A 17,860-nucleotide genomic window follows, 5' to 3' on the forward strand; every position below is an offset into this window, starting at 1 on the left:
ACGCTTCCGCAACTCCCCGTGCCGCACGTTCCCGCCCCCTCCGCCGTCACAGTCGCAGAAAGCCGACGTCAACGGACCGAGGGGGCACGGGAGATGGAGTCCAGCCACACCGACCGAACACGACCGGGGCAGGCGTACGCCCGCCACCGCACCCGGCACCTGCGCGCCACCCTGCTCGCCCTCACCGCCGCGGGCGGCCTGCTGCTCACCGGTTGCAGCGCGGGCAACAGCTCCAACACCTCCGACGCGTCCAACCGGACCGGCTTCCCGGCCCCGGCACCCGCCGTCACCTCAGGCGGCGAACGGAGCGACGGCCAGAGCGGCGACGGGACCGCGGACCAAGAGGGCGAGCAGACGGACAGCCCCGAAAAGATCGCCCCGTCCCCCGACTACCTCTCCACCTTCGCCCTCGACGTCGACACCGCCTCCTACGGCTACGCCCGCCGCGTCCTCGCCGACGGACAGCTGCCCGACCCGTCGACGATCCGCCCCGAGGAGTTCGTCAACAGCTTCCGCCAGGACTACGAACGCCCGGGCGGCAACGGCTTCACGGTCACCGTCGACGGCGCCCGCACCGACAGCGCCAACTGGTCCCTGGTCCGCGTCGGCCTCGCCACCCGCACCGCCGACGACAGCGCCGAACGCCCGCCCGCCGCCCTCACGTTCGTGATCGACGTCTCCGGCTCCATGGCCGAGACGGGCCGCCTGGACCTCGCCAAGAAGTCCCTCGACGAGATGACGGACCGGCTGCGCGACGACGACTCGGTCGCGCTCGTCACCTTCAGCGACGAGGCCGAGACCGTCCTCCCGATGACCCGCCTCGACGGCCACCGAGGCAAAGTCCACCACGCCATCGACGAGTTGGAGACCCAGTCCTCGACCAACCTCGGCGCCGGCGTCGAGACCGGCTACGCCACCGCCACCGAGGGCCTGCGCGAGGGCGCCACCAACCGGGTCGTCCTCATCTCCGACGGCCTCGCCAACACCGGTGACACCAACGCCGATTCGATCCTGGAACGCATCGCGAACGAACGCCGCGACCACGGCATCACCCTCTTCGGCGTCGGTGTCGGCAGCGACTACGGCGACGCCCTGATGGAGAAACTCGCCGACAAGGGCGATGGCCACACCGCGTACGTCTCGGACGACGCCGACGCCCGCAAGGTCTTCGTCGACCAACTCCCGCAGAACATCGACCTCACCGCCCGCGACGCCAAGGCCCAGGTCGCCTTCGACCCCGAGACGGTCGCGCAGTTCCGCCTCATCGGCTACGAGGACCGCAAGGTCGCCGACGACGACTTCCGCGACGACAACGTCGACGGCGGCGAGATCGGCCCCGGCCACACCGTGACCGCCCTCTACGCCGTCCGCACCAGGCCCGGCGCCGACGGCCACCTCGCCACGGCCAGCGTCCGCTGGCTCGACCCGAACAGCCGCGCCCCGCACGAGGAGTCGGGCCAGCTGGAGACCGAGGCCCTGCACGACTCCTTGTCCAGTGCCTCGCCCCGCTTCCAAGTCACCGCCGTGGCCGCCTACTTCGCGGACTGCCTCCGCACACACGGAAAGTCCGGCTCCCTGCCCGGCGACCCCGGCCTCGACGAACTCGCCGACCGCGCCCACGCGTTGGCGAAGCGGACGGAGGACAAGGACGTACAGCAACTCGCGGAAGCGATCGACGAGGCAAGCCGGATGAACTGAACCCGTCCGAACCCGCACTTGATCCCACCGGCCCCATTGACCTTCCCCTACTTGCGAGTAAGTTGACGCCCCAGTCACCGTCTCACCGCCGACCGGGAGCAGCCGACATGGGCGTACGCAAGGACCTGAAGCGGGCGCGGCAACGCACCGACCTGGCGGCCCGTACCCGGGTCGAACTCACCAGGGACGCACGGGGCGTCGTACGGGAGGCGAGCACGCTGCCGCTCGCCCCGCGCCCGACGACCGGCAGCACCGCCGACCTCCCGTTCACCAACGCGGCGGAGGCACCCGACACCGTGGTCCTCCGCCGCGAACAGAACGGCGGCTGGCACCCCGTGACCGCCGCCGCCTTCGCCCGTGAAGTCACCGCCACCGCAAAGGGGTTGATGGCCGCCGGCCTCGAACCGGGCGGCCGGGTCGCGGTGATGTCCCGCACCCGCTACGAGTGGACGGTCCTCGACTTCGCGATCTGGGCGGCCGGCGGCCGGACCGTGCCGATCTACGCGACCTCGTCCGCCGAGCAAGTGGAGTGGATCGTCAGGGACTCGGCCACCCGCTTCGTCGTCACGGAGACCTCCGAGAACACCGACACGGTCATGACGGGCACCGCCCGCCACCCCCAACACCCGCGCATCTGGCAGCTGGACACGGGCGCCCTGGCCGAACTCGCCACCCTGGGACGGGACATCACCGACGAGGAGGTCACCAAGCGCCGAAGCGCTCTCACCCCCGACACGGTCGCGACGATCTGCTACACCTCCGGCACCACCGGCCGCCCCAAGGGCTGTGTCCTCACCCACGCCAACCTGCACGCCGAGGCCGCCAACACGGTCGAGCTGCTGCACCCCCTCTTCACCGAGGTCACCGGCCAGGTCGCCTCGACGCTGCTGTTCCTCCCGCTCGCGCACATCATGGGCCGCACCCTGCAGATCGCCTGTCTGATGGCCCGCATCGAGATCGGCCACTGCCCGAGCATCAAGCCCGACGAACTCCGCCCGGCGCTACGGGAGTTCAGGCCCACGTTCCTGGTCGGGGTGCCGTACCTCTTCGAGAAGATCCACGACACCGGCCGCGCGACCGCCGAACGGATGGGCCGTGCCGCCTCCTTCGACCGCGCCGACCGCGTCGCGGTCCGCTTCGGCAAGGCGTACCTCGACAGGTTCCTCGGCACCGGCAAGGGCCCGAGCCCCGCCCTGTACGCCGCGTGGGCCCTCTACGACCTGCTGGTCTTCCGCCGTATCCGCAGCGAACTCGGCGGCCGGATGCGGTACGCCATCAGCGGCGGCTCCCCGCTCGACCGCGACCTCAACCTCTTCTTCGCCGCCGCCGGAATCGTCGTCTACGAGGGCTACGGCCTCACCGAGACCACGGCCGCCGCCACCATCGTCCCGCCGCTGCGGCCCCGCCCCGGCACGGTCGGCCTCCCGGTGCCCGGCACCACGATCCGCATCGCCGACGACGGCGAGGTGCTCATCAAGGGCGGGGTGGTCTTCGGCGCGTACTGGAACAACCCGGCGGCCACCGACGCCGTACTGCGGGACGAGTGGTTCGCGACCGGGGACCTCGGGGCGCTCGACGAGGACGGCTATCTCACCATCACCGGCCGCAAGAAGGACATCATCGTCACCAACGGCGGCAAGAACGTCTCGCCCGCCGTCCTGGAGGACCGGCTGCGCAGCCGCGCCCCGGTCGGCCAGTGCCTGGTCGTCGGCGACAACCGTCCCTTCGTCGCCGCCCTGATCACCCTCGACCCCGAGGCCGTCGCCCACTGGCTCGCGGTCCGCAAGCTTCCCGCGGACACCCCGCCTGCGGAGCTGGTGCGGAACGCGGACCTGCGCGCCGACGTCCAGAAGGCCGTCGACCACGCCAACCAGGCCGTCTCCCGCGCCGAGTCGATCCGCGCCTTCGCCCTGGTCGAGGGCGAGTTCACCGAGGACAACGGCCTGCTCACCCCGTCCCTGAAGGTCAAACGGCATGTGGTGACGGCGGCCTACGCGGACGACATCGAGGCCCTGTACGCGAAGCCGAAGGAGACATAGCAAGAAGCGGGCCGCCGAGGTGCTCGGCGGCCCGCTCTCGTGGTGCTGGTGGGGTCAGCTGCCCACGGCGCCGTTGCCCGACAGGACCGGGATGTTGTCCAGGATGTGCGACAGCGGCTCGTCGCCCTTGGCCTGGGTGGAGTTCTCGGTGCACTGCTGGTTCTGCGGGGCCGACAGGATCGGCACGTCCTGCAGAACGGTGACCGGCACGACGCCGACGATCGAGGCCAGGTTCGCCTTGACCGGCAGGCCGACACAGGGCTTGTTCAGGGTGCCCTGGACGAGGGAGAGCTGGGGGCTCATGTCGCCCTTGGTCTCCTGGTTGCCGTACTTCTGCACGGCGCCGTTGCCGTTGGTGGTGGTGACACCGTCGTCGTTGCCGATGGCCATCGCCGGGGTGGCGACGGCGGCGGTGGCACCGGCGATGGAGGCGGCAACAGCCGCGGTCGCCCACAGCTTCTTCATGTTCTATCCCTTTCGGAGGACGGACTCCCGTTGCGGAGCCGCGCGATGATCAACTGGGTGACAGCCGGTTTGGTTGCGGCCTTTGCCCTGAATGGAGCAATAAGTCTGCTGGGGTGACAAGTCGGCTCACGCGCGGGCGGGAGCGTGCCCCCGTGGACGGTCCGCGCGCGGAGGCAGACCAACGGGCCGCCGAGAACTCGACGGCCCGTGGTGCGCGTCCGGGGATCAGCTGCCCGCGGAGCCGTTGCCCGAGAGGACCGGGATGTTGTCCAGGATGTGCGACAGGGGCTCGTCGCCCTTGGCCTGGGTCGAGTTCTCGGTGCACTGCTGGTTCTGCGGCGCGGAGAGGATCGGCACGTCCTGGGCGACGGTGACCGGCACGACGCCGACCAGCGAGGCCAGGTTCGCCTTGGCGGGCAGGCCGATGCAGGGCTTGTTCAGCGAGCCCTGGATGAGCGCCATCTGCGGGCTCATGTTGCCGTACGTGGCCTGGTTGCCGTAGACCTGCTCGGCGCCGTTGCCGTTCGTCGTGGTGACGCCGTTGTCGTTACCGATCGCCATCGCCGGGGCGGCGACGGCAGCCGAGGCTCCGACGACGGAAGCGGCGACAGCCGCAGCAGCCATAACCTTCTTGATCACTTCATGATCCCTTCTGGAGTAACCCCGTCCACCGGAGCGACCTGAACAACTGGCACCGGGCCGCATGGTTGCTCCGATTCACTCCAATGGCCCAGATGAATCCAACCGGGTGAAGTCACGCAACCATTCCGGCCCGCCCCGGTTGATGGGGGAGCAGGAATTGTGTCTCTGCCAGGAAAGGACCGCAGAAATGCTCAAGAAGGCAATGGCTGCGACGGCTGTCGCGGCTTCCGTCGTCGGCGTCTCGGCGACGGCCGCCCCGCAGGCGCTGGCCATCGGCAACGACAACGGCGTCACCACGGTCAACGGGAACGGTGCCGAGCAGGTCTACGGCAACGCCAAGACCACCGGCGACATGAGCCCCCAGCTCGGACTCGCCCAGGGCGACCTGAACAAGCTCTGTGTCGGCCTGCCGGCCAAGGTCAACGCGGCTTCGATCGTGGGCGTCCTCGTCCCGGTCACCGTCCTCCAGGACGTGCCGATCCTCTCGGCGCCGCAGAACCAGCAGTGCACCGAGAACTCCACCCAGGCCAAGGGTGACGAGCCGCTGTCGCACATCGCGGACAACATCCCGGTGCTGTCGGGCAACGGCGCCATCGGCAGCTGATCGTCCGTCAATGCGGTGGCCGGGGCGGCCCGTCGGAATTTTTCCGTACGGGCCGCCCTTGTCGTTTTCCAAAACTGTCCGCCCTCTGCCTTCCCTTGAAGAGAAGCGTTTCTGCGTTGGTGCGCCCATCGCGTCAATTCAGTGCCGACGATCGAGTGAATTGTCAGGTGACACGCGTTCTTCAGTTTCTTCCTGTGTCTATCCCTCGTTTCACAGGCTGCAGGTCATGGTGCGAGCCGCCCAAGCTGTGCTCGCTCGGTTTCGGCCGTCATAGGGCATGACCGCAGAGAAGGGAACGTTCATGAAGAAGAGCGCTGCTGTTGTCGCTGGTGCGATCATGGCTCTCGGTATGGCCGCCCCGGCCTTCGCCGACGCCGGTGCCGAGGGTGCGGCCGTCGGTTCGCCGGGTGTCCTCTCGGGCAACGTGGTCCAGGTTCCCGTGCACATCCCCGTCAACGTGTGCGGCAACTCGATCGACGTGATCGGCCTGCTGAACCCGGCGTTCGGCAACACCTGCGTCAACGACTGACGACGCAACGCACCAGCCGCTCCGGCTGTGTCACGGCCGGCCTTGGACACTTTCCTGTTCCAAGGCCGGCTTTTTTTCCCACTTCTTCAAGCAGGAAGACAACGAGATTGCGACAGACCCTGGGTAAGGGAATGGTCGCGGCTGCCGCCGCGACAAGCATTCTGTCCCTGTGCGGCAGCCCCGCCATGGCCGAGACGTACACGGCCGGCGCTGCCAAGGATTCGCCGGGCGTCCTGTCCGGCAACAGCCTCTCGGTCCCCGTCGACGCGCCGGTCAACGCCTGCGGCAACTCCGTCGACGGCGTCTCCGGGCTCAACCCGACCTTCGGCAACTCCTGCGCCGGCGGCAAGGATGCGCACCGGCACGGCGAGCACACCGGACACCACCGGTGGGCCGAGCAGGCCTACGAAGACTCCGACGACGACTCGGGCTACGGCTCCGGGGACGACGACTCGGGGTACGGCTACGGCGGTGACTCGGGATACGGCTACGGGGGCCACTCCGGCCATGGCTACGGCGATCACTCGGGCTACGGCTCGGGCGATCACTCGGGCTACGGCTCCGGTGACCACGGAGGTTACGGCTCCGGTGACCACGGGGGCTACGGCTCCGGTGACTCGGGCCACGGCAAGCCGGAGGACTGCGAGGAGACGCCGCCTCCTCCGCACGGCGGTGACCACCACACGCCTCCGCCTACCGGTGGGGATCACCACACGCCTCCGCCCACCGGCGGCGACCACCACACGCCTCCGCCCACGGGTGGGGATCACCACACTCCGCCTCCCACGGGCGGCGACCACCACACCCCGCCTCCCACAGGCGGGAACCACACCCCGCCTCCGAGCGGTGGGAACCACACCCCTCCGCCCACGGGCGGCAACCACACCCCGCCTCCGAGCGGTGGGAACCACACCCCTCCGCCCACCGGTGGGAACCACACCCCGCCCCCGACGGGCGGCAACCACACCCCGCCGCCGCACGGTGGGAGTCACACCCCGCCGCCCGTTCTGGCGCACACCGGCAGTGAGGCCATGCTGGCCGCTTCCGGCGTCAGTGCCGCGTTGATCGCGGGTGGCACGATCCTCTACCGACGAGGCCGGGCCGCGTCCCGTCGGTAATGCGCACGGGGTGCCGGACGTCGCCGCCCGGCACACCCGCACCGCACTACGCGGTCAGCGCCGTACGAAGTCCAGCGCGCCCCGTCGCCCCGGCGCCGGGATCATCCCGCCGCGCGGCTCCGAGCGCAGCCGGCGTCGGACTCCCCGGACCAGCGCGCCCGCCGTGAACGTGGCGCCGTGCACGAAGCGCATCGCCGGGCCGAAGCCCGAGGCGGTCAGCAGGCCCGCCATGAAGAGACCGGGGTGCGAGGACTCGAAGTCCCGGCCGACCTCGGGGGAGCCGTCGCCCACCGTGGCCAGGGATCCCCTCAACTCGCCGGAGAGCAGCCCGAGTCGGCCGGTCGTCGCCTTGAATCCCGTGGCCGCGATGACGTGTTCGGTCTCCAGGGAGCGTGTCCCGCCCGCCCCGCCCACCGTCTCCAGGCGTACCCCGCCCGGCACCAGGTCGGCCGCCGCGACCTCGTGGCCGAGGAGCACCTCCACCGCCGGTTCGACCCGGTCCCGTACCCACCAAGCACCCGCCGGGCCAAGGGCGTTGGCGGCGATCCTGGCCCGGGTCGCTTCCGGGAGCCGGCGGAAGAGGTCGGGGCGCTCGGCGTAGAACCAGTTGCGCCAGCCGGGGCCCAGGCCGCTGTGCGGGGAGCGGGCCTCCTGCCACCACGGGCGCTCCCAGGCCGGCGGCACGTCGTTCCAGCGCAGTTCGTCGGCCCGTGCCAACACCCTTACGCGGGTGCCCTGTTCGGCGAGCAGGGCGGCCGTCTCCAGTGCTGCCTGGCCGCCGCCGATCACCGTGACGTCCTTGCCGCGGAAGTCGTCCAGCGTGCTGTGGTGGCTGCTGTGCGAGACGAGGGACCGGCTCAACCCCCGTAGTGCGGACGGGATTTCGACGAACGGCATGACACCGACCGCGAGCGCGACGGTCCGGGCGTGCAGCACTGTGCCGTCGTCGGTCACCGCCTCGAAGCCGCCGGGTACCGGGGCGATCCGCTCCACGGTCCGCTCGTCCACCTCGGGCACGGCGTTGCGGGCGAACCACAGGCCGTACGAGGCGAACATCTCGACCGGGATCGGCTCGCCGTGCCGGGCCTGGACGCCCTGGGTCGCGCAGTACGCGTCCAGCGGCCAACGGCCCTCGGGGTCGGACAGGTTGGAGGCCCAGGGCTCCGACTTGAGGAACATGCCCCGGGGCATGTGGTCGCGCCAGGACGCCATCGGCCTGCCGAAGACGCGCAGGTTCAGCCCGGCGGCCGCGGCGTGGGACGCGATGGACAGGCCGTACGGGCCCGCGCCCACCACCAGCAGGTCGTACATCAGCAACTGCTCGCTTTCTCGTCGTCGGACAACTCGGTCAACTTGGTCAACTCGGCCTGTTCGGCAGGCGTGTCGAGCGGGCTCGTGCCCGACTGGCGGACCACCCGCGCCGCCGTGGGCGCCGGTTGTGGCCCGCTGCCCAGCCGCCCCCGCAGCTTGCGCAGCACGTGCCCCGCCCACAGGCCCCACATCGCCCGGCCCGGTGCCCGGTCGTCCGGCGCGTACCAGGCCAGCTCGCGTCCGGCGGGGGCTGGGCGCAGCGCGCTGAGCGGCGCGTAGTTCTCCACGACGAAGGAGCGACCCGGCCGCGGCGACCCGTCCGGCAGCGGACGGTGGGTCAGGTCCAGGTGCTGCGCGCGGACGACGTCGAGGCCCCCGCTGTCGGTGAAGAGCCGGAACTGGGCGCCGGGCCGCGGGTTGAAGTCGAGCAGGTGATAACTGCCCGTCGTGCCGCAGCGGCGGAAGTCCAGGTCGAAGATGCCGCGGTAGCCGAGCTCGGCGGTGAGGCGTTCGGCGAGCGCCTGCACCTGCGGGTTGGGCGTCCAGCGGCCCACCGCCGTCAGGCCCGCCCCGCGCGGCCAGGCCCGCTGCTTGCGGCCGGGGCCGCCGCCGCGCACGGCGCCGGTGCGGTCGACGTAGCCGTGGAAGAACCAGTCGCGGTCGGGCCCGGACGGCAGGAAGGCCTGCAACAGCAGTCGGCTGCCCGCTTCCTCGGCGCGCAGATACAGCTCGCGCGCCTCCTGCGCGCTGTGCACCACCACCGTGGAGCGCAGCCCGGTCCCGCACGGCACCAGCCAGGGCCGGCTCCACTTCGCGACCACCGGCAGCCCCAGTTGCCAGGCGGCGCTCGCGGCCTGTGCCGGGCTCTCCGGGATCAGCGTCACCGGGTGCGGGATGTCCGCGCTCGCGCACACGGCGGCCAGTTCCGCCTTGTCGGCGACCCGTTCGGCCAGCGCGCCGGGCTGCTGCGGCAGCAGATAGGAGGGCGCGAGCTCGTCGCGCAGCCGGCCGACGGCGATCGCGCTCGCGTCGTCCATCGCGATCAGTACGGCCGGACGCGCGATCCGCGCGGCCACCCGGCGCAGCGTGACGGCGATCTCGGCCAGGGACGCGCCGGGTGCCGGCGGTGGATGCATCTGGCAGACGAAGCGGGAGCTGCGTACGGGACTTGCCGAGGAGTCGGCGACCACATGCACCTCCACTCCCGCCCTGCCGAGCGAACGCACGGCCCCCAGCGTTCCGTGGTGAAAGGGATTCCGGTCGATCCGCAACAGAACTGCGGGGACACGGATGTCGAGCAGCGACACGGACTGTTTCCTTCGGTTCGGTTCACCCACGAGGGCGACAGGGACACTCAAAAGCCGTAACGGCGGTGGCGTAATTCATATTCGTATGACTGAGTGTCAAAAAGAGAGACGAGAACACGAGAGTGGAGAGAGGAGCAGGCATGGCCCCACAGCAACGACGGTCCCGGACCGGACGACTGGCCTTCATCGCGGCTACGGTCGCCGCGTCGGCGGCTTTCGCGTCGGGTCCCGGGTTCGCGGCGGGAGCGGGGGTGGCGCGGGCCACCGATCCGCCTGCTCCGGTGACCACCGCACCTACGGCCACCGCACCTACGGCCACCACACCCACCGCCACACCCACCACCACACCCGCACCCACCGCATCGCCCACGGCTCCGGCCTTCGGCGCCTTCCTCGACTCCGGTGCCCGCGGTGTGGCCCGGATGGCCGCGCTGAGCAGCTGGCTGGGCGGGGCCGAACTGCGCGTCGGCCACACCTACCTGCCCGGCAACCACTGGAGCGACATCGAGGGCGCCCCCGGCCTCCTCGACGTATGGGCGGACTGGCGCACGGAGAAGACCGACCGGATGCTCGTCCTCAACGTGCCCATGCAGGAGCACAACGAGGACGGTGTCTCCGACTGGCAGGTCCGGCGGCTGCTCCAGCTGGGCGCGGCCGGCCAGTTCGATCAGCACTTCAAGGCCCTGGCCGAACGGCTGGTCGACCTGAAGGTGCCGGACACGGTGATCGTGCTCGGCTGGGAGATGAACGGCACCACGTACACCTCTCGCTGCGGGCCGGACCCGGAGGCCTGGAAGAAGTACTGGAACAGGATCGTCACCACGATGCGCTCGGTGCCGGGCCAGAAATTCCGGTTCGACTTCACTCCGAGCCGCGGCCGGGACGCCGTTCCCTGGACGCAGTGCTATCCGGGGGACGACACGGTCGACATCGTCGGAATGGATTCGTACGACCAGCCGTCCGGGCTGACGTTCGACGAGCAGGTGAAAGAGCCCTACGGACTCCAGGAACACGTGGACTTCGCCAAATCCCACGGCAAGCCCATTTCCTATCCTGAATGGGGACTCTTCCGCAATGGCGACAACGCGGAGTACATGAAGCGCATGCTCGCCTGGATGGACGAGCACAAGCCGCTGTACAACACGGTGACCGACTACTGCCCGCACGGTGTGTGGCAGTGCTCCCAGAACCCGAAGTCGTCCAAGGTCTACCGCTCGGTCCTCTTCGGTCGCACGGAGGAACCGGCGCCGACCACACCCACGACTCCGACCACACCCACGACCCCGGTCACCCCGGAGCCGCCCAAGCCGACCACGCCCACCACACCGCCCACTCCGACGCACCCGGCCAACTGCTCGCCCGTGGAACTCGGCGACTGGGTCGAGTACTGGCTCGGCGGGAAGCTGTGCGTGAAGTTCGACTGGTGGCAGCGCGACCGCTGAACCAGAGATGGCGGCGGGCCGCTCACGGTCCGTCGCCACCGCGCTCCCTCCACTTCCGCAGTATCGCCTTGCCCCGCCGGCGCGCGGCCACGTCGCAGACGACCGCCGCCATCAGCGGGGCAGTGCGCTTCCGGGCCAGCAACAGCCGCTGGTTGACGACCGGTTCGGGCCGCCAGTGGTGCTTGTACGGCTCGTTGCCCCGCAGCAGACTGAGCGTGCCGGGCCCGTCGGTGCCGGTGTGCTCGGCACACGCGTCGAGCAGCATCACCGCCACGTCCGCCTTCCGCTCCCGCAACCGCGGATGCGCGCCGTACAGATACCCGCCCGCGAGCCGCCGCGACAACAGCGTGAGATCCACGGCGACCACGTCCTCGTCGAGCCGGAACTCGGTGACGACGGCGTCCCCGGAGCGGACCATCGGCCCGACCGAGCGGACCAGGTGTTCGCAGAACCGGGTCTGAAGGTGCTCGGACGTCACCTTCCGCCCCTGCCACTGGAGTTGATGCAGCTCCAGCAGCCGCCGCAGCGCCGAGTCCACCCCGTCCGGCTGTACGACGGTGCGCTCGACGCCCAGTGCCGTCAGCTTGCGCAGCTTGGCGCGGACGCGCTGGGCCTTGGAGGAGGGGAGACGGGCGACCAGTTCGTCCATCGGTACGGCGGGCAGCTCCAGGCACAGCGAGTCGTGGACGCGGCGGCGAGGGCCGCGCCAGCGGTCGTAGACGCGCTCGACCGCGCCGCCGGGCCGCACCTCGCGGAAGTCGATCAGCGCGGTGCGGGCGGCGGACGCGAGGCCGTCGGTGAGCGCGGCGACCGCCGGGTCGCCGTGGTCGTCGTCCAGCAGGACGTCGCCGTAGTCGGAGATCGCCCCGCCGAGCGGGACCAGTGAGGGGACCGGACTGCGGACGAGCATCAGGGGTGCCGCGGCGACGAGTTCGCGGCCTTCGCGCACAACGAGCAGGCGCAGTCGGCCCGTTCGGCCGTACGACAGCCACCAGGAGTGCAGCCAGGCGTGCGACTGGAACGGGGTCGCCGCGCCGCACTTCCCGTACAACCGGCCCCAGGCCGGGGCCAGTTCGGCGAAGGCCTGGGCGTCGGTGACGAGTTCGGTCGAGTACACCGGTGTCACAGGACGTCGGCCGCGGTGGCCGGGCTGGGCACGGAGGCCGGGCGGCCCGTCTCGTCGGTGGCGCGGCGCGGCCGGACGAGCAGCAGCAGGCCGCCGAGCAGGCCGCCCGCGCTCGCGCCGACCAGACCGGTCACCGCGGCCGAGGCAGAGGAGGGCCCGGCCGGCTTGATGGCGCGGGCGAAGGTCTGGAGTTCGACGTGGGTCGAGTCCTTCGAGTCGTTCGCGTGCACGGTCAGCGAGCGGGACACCGCGTTGGCCATGTCGGCGGCGAGGTCGGCGCGCGAGGAGGTGGCCGTGACGGCGACCATCGGTGCGTCCGGCGAGGTCGCCGTCCGCACGCTCGACTGGAGCGTCTTCACCGGGACACCCGCCCACACCTGCGCGTCCCCGAGCACCGCGAGCTGGGTGGCGACCCGGCCGTAGGCCTGCGCGAAGCCGAGCGCGGTCGAGGAGTCGGCCTTGTCGGTCGGTACGGCGATGACGTAACTCGTGGCCGTGTACGTCGGCGGCTTGGCGAGGCCGTAGCCGGCGCCGAGGAGTCCGCCGGTCACGGCGCCGGCCGCGAGGAGGGACCAGGCCGGGAGGGTCTTCGCACGGGCGAGCGGACGGTGCTGTCGGATCTCGGTCATGAGGAACTGGCTCCCTGGGGTGCGGGGGACGGCGACGAGGTGGAGACCGCCGCGTACACGTCCATGAGTTGGGCGGCGCTGCGGGTGATGCAGTAGTGGTGGGCGGCGTCCGGCGCGGTGCGCGGACGCGGGCCCCGCGCGCGGGCCGCCGCCAGCGCGCGGGCGAAGACCTCCGGCCCGCCCTGGACGCGGTGTGCGCCGCCAGCGGCCTGCGGCGGGAGATCTTCTACGGCGGGGCAGGAGGCGTAGAGCACGGGCAGCCCGGCCGCCAGACCCTCTACGACGGCCAGGCCGAAGGCCTCCTCGGGGGACGGCGAGGCCAGCAGGTCCATCGCCGAGGTGAGGGAGGGCAGATCGGGGCCTGGGGTGCCGTCCGGGACGTAGGGGCGTTCGCCGGTGAACAGCACCCGGTCGGCCACCCCGCAGTCGTGGGCCGTGCGGCGCAGGAGGCTCTCCTCGGGGCCGCCGCCGACCAGCAACAGCCAGTAGTCGGAAGGGAGTTGGGTCAGGGTGCGGATCAGGACGTCGAAGCGTTTGCCCGCCGCGAGCCGCCCGATGCCGCCGACGACGTACGCGTCCTCGGGCAGGCCGAGGCGCTGGCGGGTGCGCAGTCGCTGGACCGGGTCGAAGCGGAAGCGGGGCAGGTCGATGCCGTTGGGGACCACTTCGATGCGCGGGCCCGGCACGCCCCACTGCCTGAGGCGCTCGGCGACCGTGGGGGAGACGGCGACCGTGGAGCGGCCCAGGCGCTCGCTCGCGAGATACAGGGCGCGGACACCGGAGTTGAGGCTGCGGCCCTCCATCTGCGAGTCGCCCAGGGAGTGTTCGGTGGCGACGACCGCCTTCACACCCGCGATCCGGGCGGCGAGCCGGCCGTAGACGCAGGCGCGGTAGAGGTGGGTGTGGACCAGGTCGTAGCCGCCGCTGCGGATGAACCTGGCCAGGCGGGGGAGGGCGGGCAGGTCGCGGTTGCCGGTCATGCCGAGGTGGTGGACGCGCACCCCGTCGGCGGTGAGACCGGCGGCGACCGCGCCCGGGTTGGTGAGCGTCACGACGTCGCAGTCGACCGGCAAGTGGCGCAGCAGCAGCCGGAGTTGCTGCTCGGCGCCGCCGATGCCGAGCCCGGTGATGATGTGCAGGGCCTTCATACGAGCCCCTCCACCGGGCGGCGGCGCAGGCCGTGCAGCCGGTACTTGAGGAAGAGGCGGACGGCGGTGTCGTTCTGGCCGATGTGCACGCGGGGGAAGGCGTGCCGGCCGTTGAGGTCGCCGGGGTCGATGGCGCAGGCGTAGGTGTATCCGGCTTCCTGCACGGCGGCCACGGCGCGGGCGTCGATCGTGCCGTACGGGTAGCAGAAGCCGTCGACGGTCGTGCCGGTCAACTCGGCGAGTACGGAACGGCTTTCGGCGACCTCGGCCTTCAGAGTGGTGTCGTCCGCCTTGGTCAGGTCGACGTGGGTCAGGCCGTGCGAGCCGATCTCTACGCCCTCGGCGGCGGCCCGGCGGATGCCGTCCGCGGTGAGGAGCGGTTTGCGCGGGCCCAGCGGGTCCCAGGCGTTGTCGCCGCCGAGCCTGCCGGGCAGGACGAAGAGGGTGGCGCCGCAGTCCCAACGGGCCAGCACGGGAAGGGCGTTGTCGACGAAGTCGGCGTAGCCGTCGTCGAAGGTCAGCCCGACCAGACCGTGGCCCTCGCCCCGGGCGCGGGCGGCGAGCAGCTCGGCCATGGACACGCCCCGCAGCCCGCGCCGGCTCAGCCACCGCAGCTGCCGGTCCAGGCGGTCGGGGGTGACCGTGATGCGGTAGGGGTCGTCGGAGCAGTCGCCCACGGAGTGGTACATCGCCACCCACGGGACCGGGCCCGTGACGCGACTGCCGGTGGTCGGGGAATCAGCGGGAGCGGCCATGCGGGAGCCTTCGTGTGACGGAGCGGACGGATTCCAGTGCGGGTGCGAAACCCTGGGCGCCCAGGGCCCGGCCGAGCAGGACGAAGACGACGGCGACGGCCGCGCAGCCGACGGCGAGACCGAGCAGCGGCGAGGGCATCGCGCGGGCGGCGAACGCCCCGGCGACCGTCGCGACCGCCGCCGCGCGCACCGGCCGGCTCAGCTCGACCAGGACCTGCCGGGTGCGGATCGGGACACTGCGCGGGCCGCTGCCGCACAGCAGGAGCACGGCGGTGACGGTGATGCCGGTGGCGTTGGCGATCGCGATGCCGATGACGCCCCAGGGGCCGACCGTCCAGGCGCCGATCCAGGAGGTCACGACGATGCCGGCGGCCATCGCGCCGACCGGGTACCAGGTGGGGCGGCCCGCCGAGAAGTAGGAGCGGACCAGGACGCCGACCAGGGTCTGGCCGAGCAGCCCGAGCGCGTACACGCGCATCACCCCGGCCGTGGCCGCGGTGTCGTGGGCGGTGAACGCGCCCCGCTGGAAGAGGAGTTCGATGATCTGCGGGGCGCACGCGATCACCGTGGCGGCGCCGAGCAGGACAAGGCAGGCGGCGAGCGCGAGGTCGCGCTCCACCCGGTTGCGGGCCTTCTCCGTGTCGCCCTCGGCGAGCGCCCGCGCGACCACCGGGAAGGTCACCGTGCACAGCATCAGCGACAGCACCATCGGCATCTGGGCGACCTTCTGCGCGTAGTTCAGATGCGAGATGGCGCCGGCCGGGAGATGGGAGGCGAGAAAGCGCTCGATGAGGACCTGGGACTGGCGGCAGAGCGCGAAGAGCAGCACCGTCGCCATCAACGCGAAGTTCATCGGGCGGGGGGCCTCGGTGGTGCCGTCGTCGACGGTGTCCGGGGTCGTCGGCTTGTGGCTCCTCAACTGGCGTACCAGGGCGGGCAGTTGGGTCAGCACCATGAGGAAGCCGCCCCCGGCCACACCGAGCGCCGCCGACCGTACGCCCCAGTGGGCGCCGAAGGCGTACATCCCGGCGATGATGCCGATGTTGTACGCCACGTAGATCGCCGCCGGGGCCACGAAACGGCGGTGGGCGCGGAGCGCCGCGCTGCAGTAGCCGGCCAGGCCGAAGCTCAGGACGCAGGTCGCGGTGATGCGGGTGCAGCTGATGGCGAGGGCGGGGTGGGGGAGGCCGGGGGCGAGGGCTTCGACCAGGTAGGGGGCCGTTGCGATGAGCAGTGCCGATACCGCGACGAACGCCAGGGCGAGGCGGGGGAGGGTGGCTCTCACCAGGGCGCGGACCGGGTCGCCGGGGGCGCCTTGCGCTCTGCGGGCCAACGCCATGCTGAACGCCGGGATCAGGGCGAACGCGAGGCCGTCCTCGATGAGGAGGGTGGCGGCGAACTCGGGGATGGTCCAGGCGACGAGGAAGGCGTCCGTTTCGCTGCCGGCGCCGAAGAGGCGGGCGAGGGACTGGTCTCTGGCGAGGCCCAGGAGGGAGCCGGTGATGGAGAGGACGGCTGTGACGAGGGCGGCTTTGGCGAGGAAGCGGCGGGATTCTGGGGCGGGGTTTTCTTTTGAGGGGGATGGGATCAGGGGTGGTTCGGTGGGTGGTTGACTGCTGCGCCGTTGGGGCTGGGCGCGCCCCGCGGCGGAGCCGCTGATCGATACAGCCCCGCGCCCCTTTGGGGCGCTACCAGTGACCGTCATTGGATCGCGGCCTCTGTCTTGGGCACGCACACCGAAGCCGGCACAGGAAGCTGCTGTTCCGTGTTCGCCCCCACCACCGACCACCATGCCGCCACCCCGAACACCACCGCCGTCAGGACCGTCGACGGGCCGCCGATGTCGGCGTACATGAAGTCGATCAGCTGCCAGATCAGGAGGCCGGAGGAGACCAACGCGCAGTCCAGGCCCGGGAGTCCGGTGCGGTGGGCGCGGAACAGGCCCCGCAGCGCGCACACCAGGAGGGCCAGCCAGCTGCCTGCCAGGGTGATGAGGCCGATCAGGCCCTGTTCGCTGAGGACCAGGAGGTACATGTTGTGCGGGGAGAGCAGGGGCTGTTTGAGGTACCCGGCGCCCGCGCCGTCCGTGTCGCTGCCCGAGGAGAGGGCCAACGAGGCGTTGCCGTCGCGGTGTTCGGGGAAGCCCTTCAACCCGACGCCGGTCAGCGGGTGTTCGCGCCACATCGCGGTCGCCGCCGCCCACATGGTGTAGCGGTCGGTCACCGACTGGTCGGGGGCGTCGGTGACTTGGGTGATGCTGCTGATCCGCTCCTGGAGCATCGCCGAACCGACCCCGAAGCCGCCGACCAGCACCACGCCCGCCGCCGTCACGGCCGCGGCCACCTTCAGTGCGCGCCGCAGTCCGGCCAGCGCCAGTTGCAGCGCGCAGGTCGCGGCGGTCGCGATCCACGCGCCGCGGCTGAAGGACAGGGCGAGGGGGAGGAGCAGGGCGACGGCGCAACCCGCGGCAACTGCCCGCTGCCGCACGTCCTTTCGGCCCGCGCCGCCCAGTGCCAGGGACAGCGCGCAGATCAGGCCGAAGGACACCACCGTCGCCATGCCCATCACGTCGGTCGGTCCGAAGGTGCCCACCGCGCGGATGTCCTCGCCCTGGTAGGAGGCGCCGGTCGCGGTGACGTACTGCTTGACGCCGATCGCGCCCTGCCACAGGGCGAGCGATACGAACGACCAGGCCAGCACGCGGAAGTCGCGCCGGTCGCGGATCAACAGGACGACCGCGGCCGGGACCAGGACGAAGATCTGGAGGTAGCGGCCCAGCCCACTAAGGCCCGCCCCCGGTGAGGACGCGCCCATCGCCGCAATGGACAGGCCGAGGACCGGAAGTCCCATGACCGCCACGGCAGTTGGGGTCAGAGGGCGCCTGCGCTCCCGGAGCAGCCGGATGCCGCAGTACAGCACCACCAGCCCGGAGACCGCGTCGGCGGGACCCGCGCCGCCCGCGCCCGGGGCGAGCGGCAGGCCGAGCAGGGCGATCACGGCGATGACCGGCAGGACCGGGGCGAAGGTGCGCAGGCGGTGGTTCACGG

General features: G+C 71.4%; 16 protein-coding genes. 6 read left to right on the plus strand and 10 right to left on the minus strand.

What is annotated here, in order from left to right; genetic code table 11:
• The first annotated feature begins 93 nt into the window (after positions 1-93).
• Both ACQHII_RS31085 and ACQHII_RS31090 read left to right on the plus strand, forming a co-directional pair.
• On the plus strand, positions 94-1,698 hold the full coding sequence (locus tag ACQHII_RS31085; protein WP_427922380.1) for a YfbK domain-containing protein: 1,605 nt from the start codon (positions 94-96) through the stop codon (positions 1,696-1,698).
• 107 nt (positions 1,699-1,805) lie between these two features.
• Positions 1,806-3,737 carry an AMP-dependent synthetase/ligase gene (locus ACQHII_RS31090; RefSeq protein ID WP_427922381.1) on the plus strand — a complete coding sequence of 644 codons (1,932 nt, stop codon included), beginning with the start codon at positions 1,806-1,808 and terminating at the stop codon, positions 3,735-3,737.
• Positions 3,738-3,791: 54 nt separating this feature from the next.
• On the opposite strand, the gene ACQHII_RS31095 is transcribed toward ACQHII_RS31090, so the two are convergent.
• On the minus strand, positions 3,792-4,202 hold the full coding sequence (locus tag ACQHII_RS31095; RefSeq protein ID WP_019065695.1) for a rodlin: 411 nt from the start codon (positions 4,200-4,202) through the stop codon (positions 3,792-3,794).
• A 225-nt stretch (positions 4,203-4,427) separates the two neighbouring features.
• Positions 4,428-4,841: a rodlin gene (locus ACQHII_RS31100; RefSeq protein ID WP_019065694.1), complete on the minus strand. Its 414-nt coding sequence runs from the start codon at positions 4,839-4,841 to the stop codon at positions 4,428-4,430.
• A 190-nt stretch (positions 4,842-5,031) separates the two neighbouring features.
• Between ACQHII_RS31100 and ACQHII_RS31105 the strand changes: the two genes are divergently transcribed.
• The 3 genes from ACQHII_RS31105 (at position 5,032) to ACQHII_RS31115 (ending at position 7,095) form a co-directional block, all read left to right on the plus strand.
• Positions 5,032-5,448: a rodlin gene (locus ACQHII_RS31105; RefSeq protein WP_200711928.1), complete on the plus strand. Its 417-nt coding sequence runs from the start codon at positions 5,032-5,034 to the stop codon at positions 5,446-5,448.
• Positions 5,449-5,749: 301 nt separating this feature from the next.
• Complete coding sequence (gene chpD, locus ACQHII_RS31110) at positions 5,750-5,977, plus strand: chaplin ChpD (protein ID WP_033284615.1); 228 nt, start codon at positions 5,750-5,752, stop codon at positions 5,975-5,977.
• A 107-nt stretch (positions 5,978-6,084) separates the two neighbouring features.
• A complete protein-coding gene (locus tag ACQHII_RS31115) occupies positions 6,085-7,095 on the plus strand; it encodes a chaplin family protein (protein ID WP_427922382.1) in 1,011 nt (336 codons plus the stop codon).
• A gap of 54 nt (positions 7,096-7,149) precedes the next feature.
• On the opposite strand, the gene ACQHII_RS31120 is transcribed toward ACQHII_RS31115, so the two are convergent.
• Both ACQHII_RS31120 and ACQHII_RS31125 read right to left on the minus strand, forming a co-directional pair.
• Positions 7,150-8,406: an NAD(P)-binding domain-containing protein gene (locus ACQHII_RS31120; protein WP_427922383.1), complete on the minus strand. Its 1,257-nt coding sequence runs from the start codon at positions 8,404-8,406 to the stop codon at positions 7,150-7,152.
• On the minus strand, positions 8,406-9,713 hold the full coding sequence (locus ACQHII_RS31125; protein WP_427922384.1) for an ATP-grasp domain-containing protein: 1,308 nt from the start codon (positions 9,711-9,713) through the stop codon (positions 8,406-8,408). The genes ACQHII_RS31120 and ACQHII_RS31125 overlap by 1 nt, the downstream gene beginning before the upstream one ends.
• A gap of 140 nt (positions 9,714-9,853) precedes the next feature.
• Between ACQHII_RS31125 and ACQHII_RS31130 the strand changes: the two genes are divergently transcribed.
• Positions 9,854-11,155: a glycoside hydrolase family 26 protein gene (locus tag ACQHII_RS31130; RefSeq protein WP_427922385.1), complete on the plus strand. Its 1,302-nt coding sequence runs from the start codon at positions 9,854-9,856 to the stop codon at positions 11,153-11,155.
• Between the two features lie 22 nt (positions 11,156-11,177).
• On the opposite strand, the gene ACQHII_RS31135 is transcribed toward ACQHII_RS31130, so the two are convergent.
• The 6 genes from ACQHII_RS31135 to ACQHII_RS31160 are packed head-to-tail and all read right to left on the minus strand — an operon-like array spanning position 11,178 to position 17,858.
• Complete coding sequence (locus tag ACQHII_RS31135) at positions 11,178-12,281, minus strand: GNAT family N-acetyltransferase (protein ID WP_427922386.1); 1,104 nt, start codon at positions 12,279-12,281, stop codon at positions 11,178-11,180.
• Entirely contained in the window at positions 12,278-12,910 is a 633-nt protein-coding gene (locus tag ACQHII_RS31140; protein WP_427922387.1) for a lipopolysaccharide biosynthesis protein, read from the minus strand. The genes ACQHII_RS31135 and ACQHII_RS31140 overlap by 4 nt, the downstream gene beginning before the upstream one ends.
• Complete coding sequence (locus ACQHII_RS31145) at positions 12,907-14,058, minus strand: glycosyltransferase (RefSeq protein ID WP_427922388.1); 1,152 nt, start codon at positions 14,056-14,058, stop codon at positions 12,907-12,909. The genes ACQHII_RS31140 and ACQHII_RS31145 overlap by 4 nt, the downstream gene beginning before the upstream one ends.
• Entirely contained in the window at positions 14,055-14,813 is a 759-nt protein-coding gene (locus tag ACQHII_RS31150; RefSeq protein WP_427922389.1) for a polysaccharide deacetylase family protein, read from the minus strand. The genes ACQHII_RS31145 and ACQHII_RS31150 overlap by 4 nt, the downstream gene beginning before the upstream one ends.
• Positions 14,797-16,518 carry a murein biosynthesis integral membrane protein MurJ gene (gene murJ, locus ACQHII_RS31155; RefSeq protein ID WP_427922390.1) on the minus strand — a complete coding sequence of 574 codons (1,722 nt, stop codon included), beginning with the start codon at positions 16,516-16,518 and terminating at the stop codon, positions 14,797-14,799. Before murJ ends, ACQHII_RS31150 begins: the two co-directional genes overlap by 17 nt.
• Positions 16,515-17,858 carry an O-antigen ligase family protein gene (locus ACQHII_RS31160; RefSeq protein ID WP_427922391.1) on the minus strand — a complete coding sequence of 448 codons (1,344 nt, stop codon included), beginning with the start codon at positions 17,856-17,858 and terminating at the stop codon, positions 16,515-16,517. Before ACQHII_RS31160 ends, murJ begins: the two co-directional genes overlap by 4 nt.
• Positions 17,859-17,860: the final 2 nt, after the last annotated feature.

Origin of the sequence: Streptomyces sp. cg40, from assembly GCF_050320165.1 — a bacterium.
Lineage (GTDB): Bacteria > Actinomycetota > Actinomycetes > Streptomycetales > Streptomycetaceae > Streptomyces > Streptomyces hokutonensis.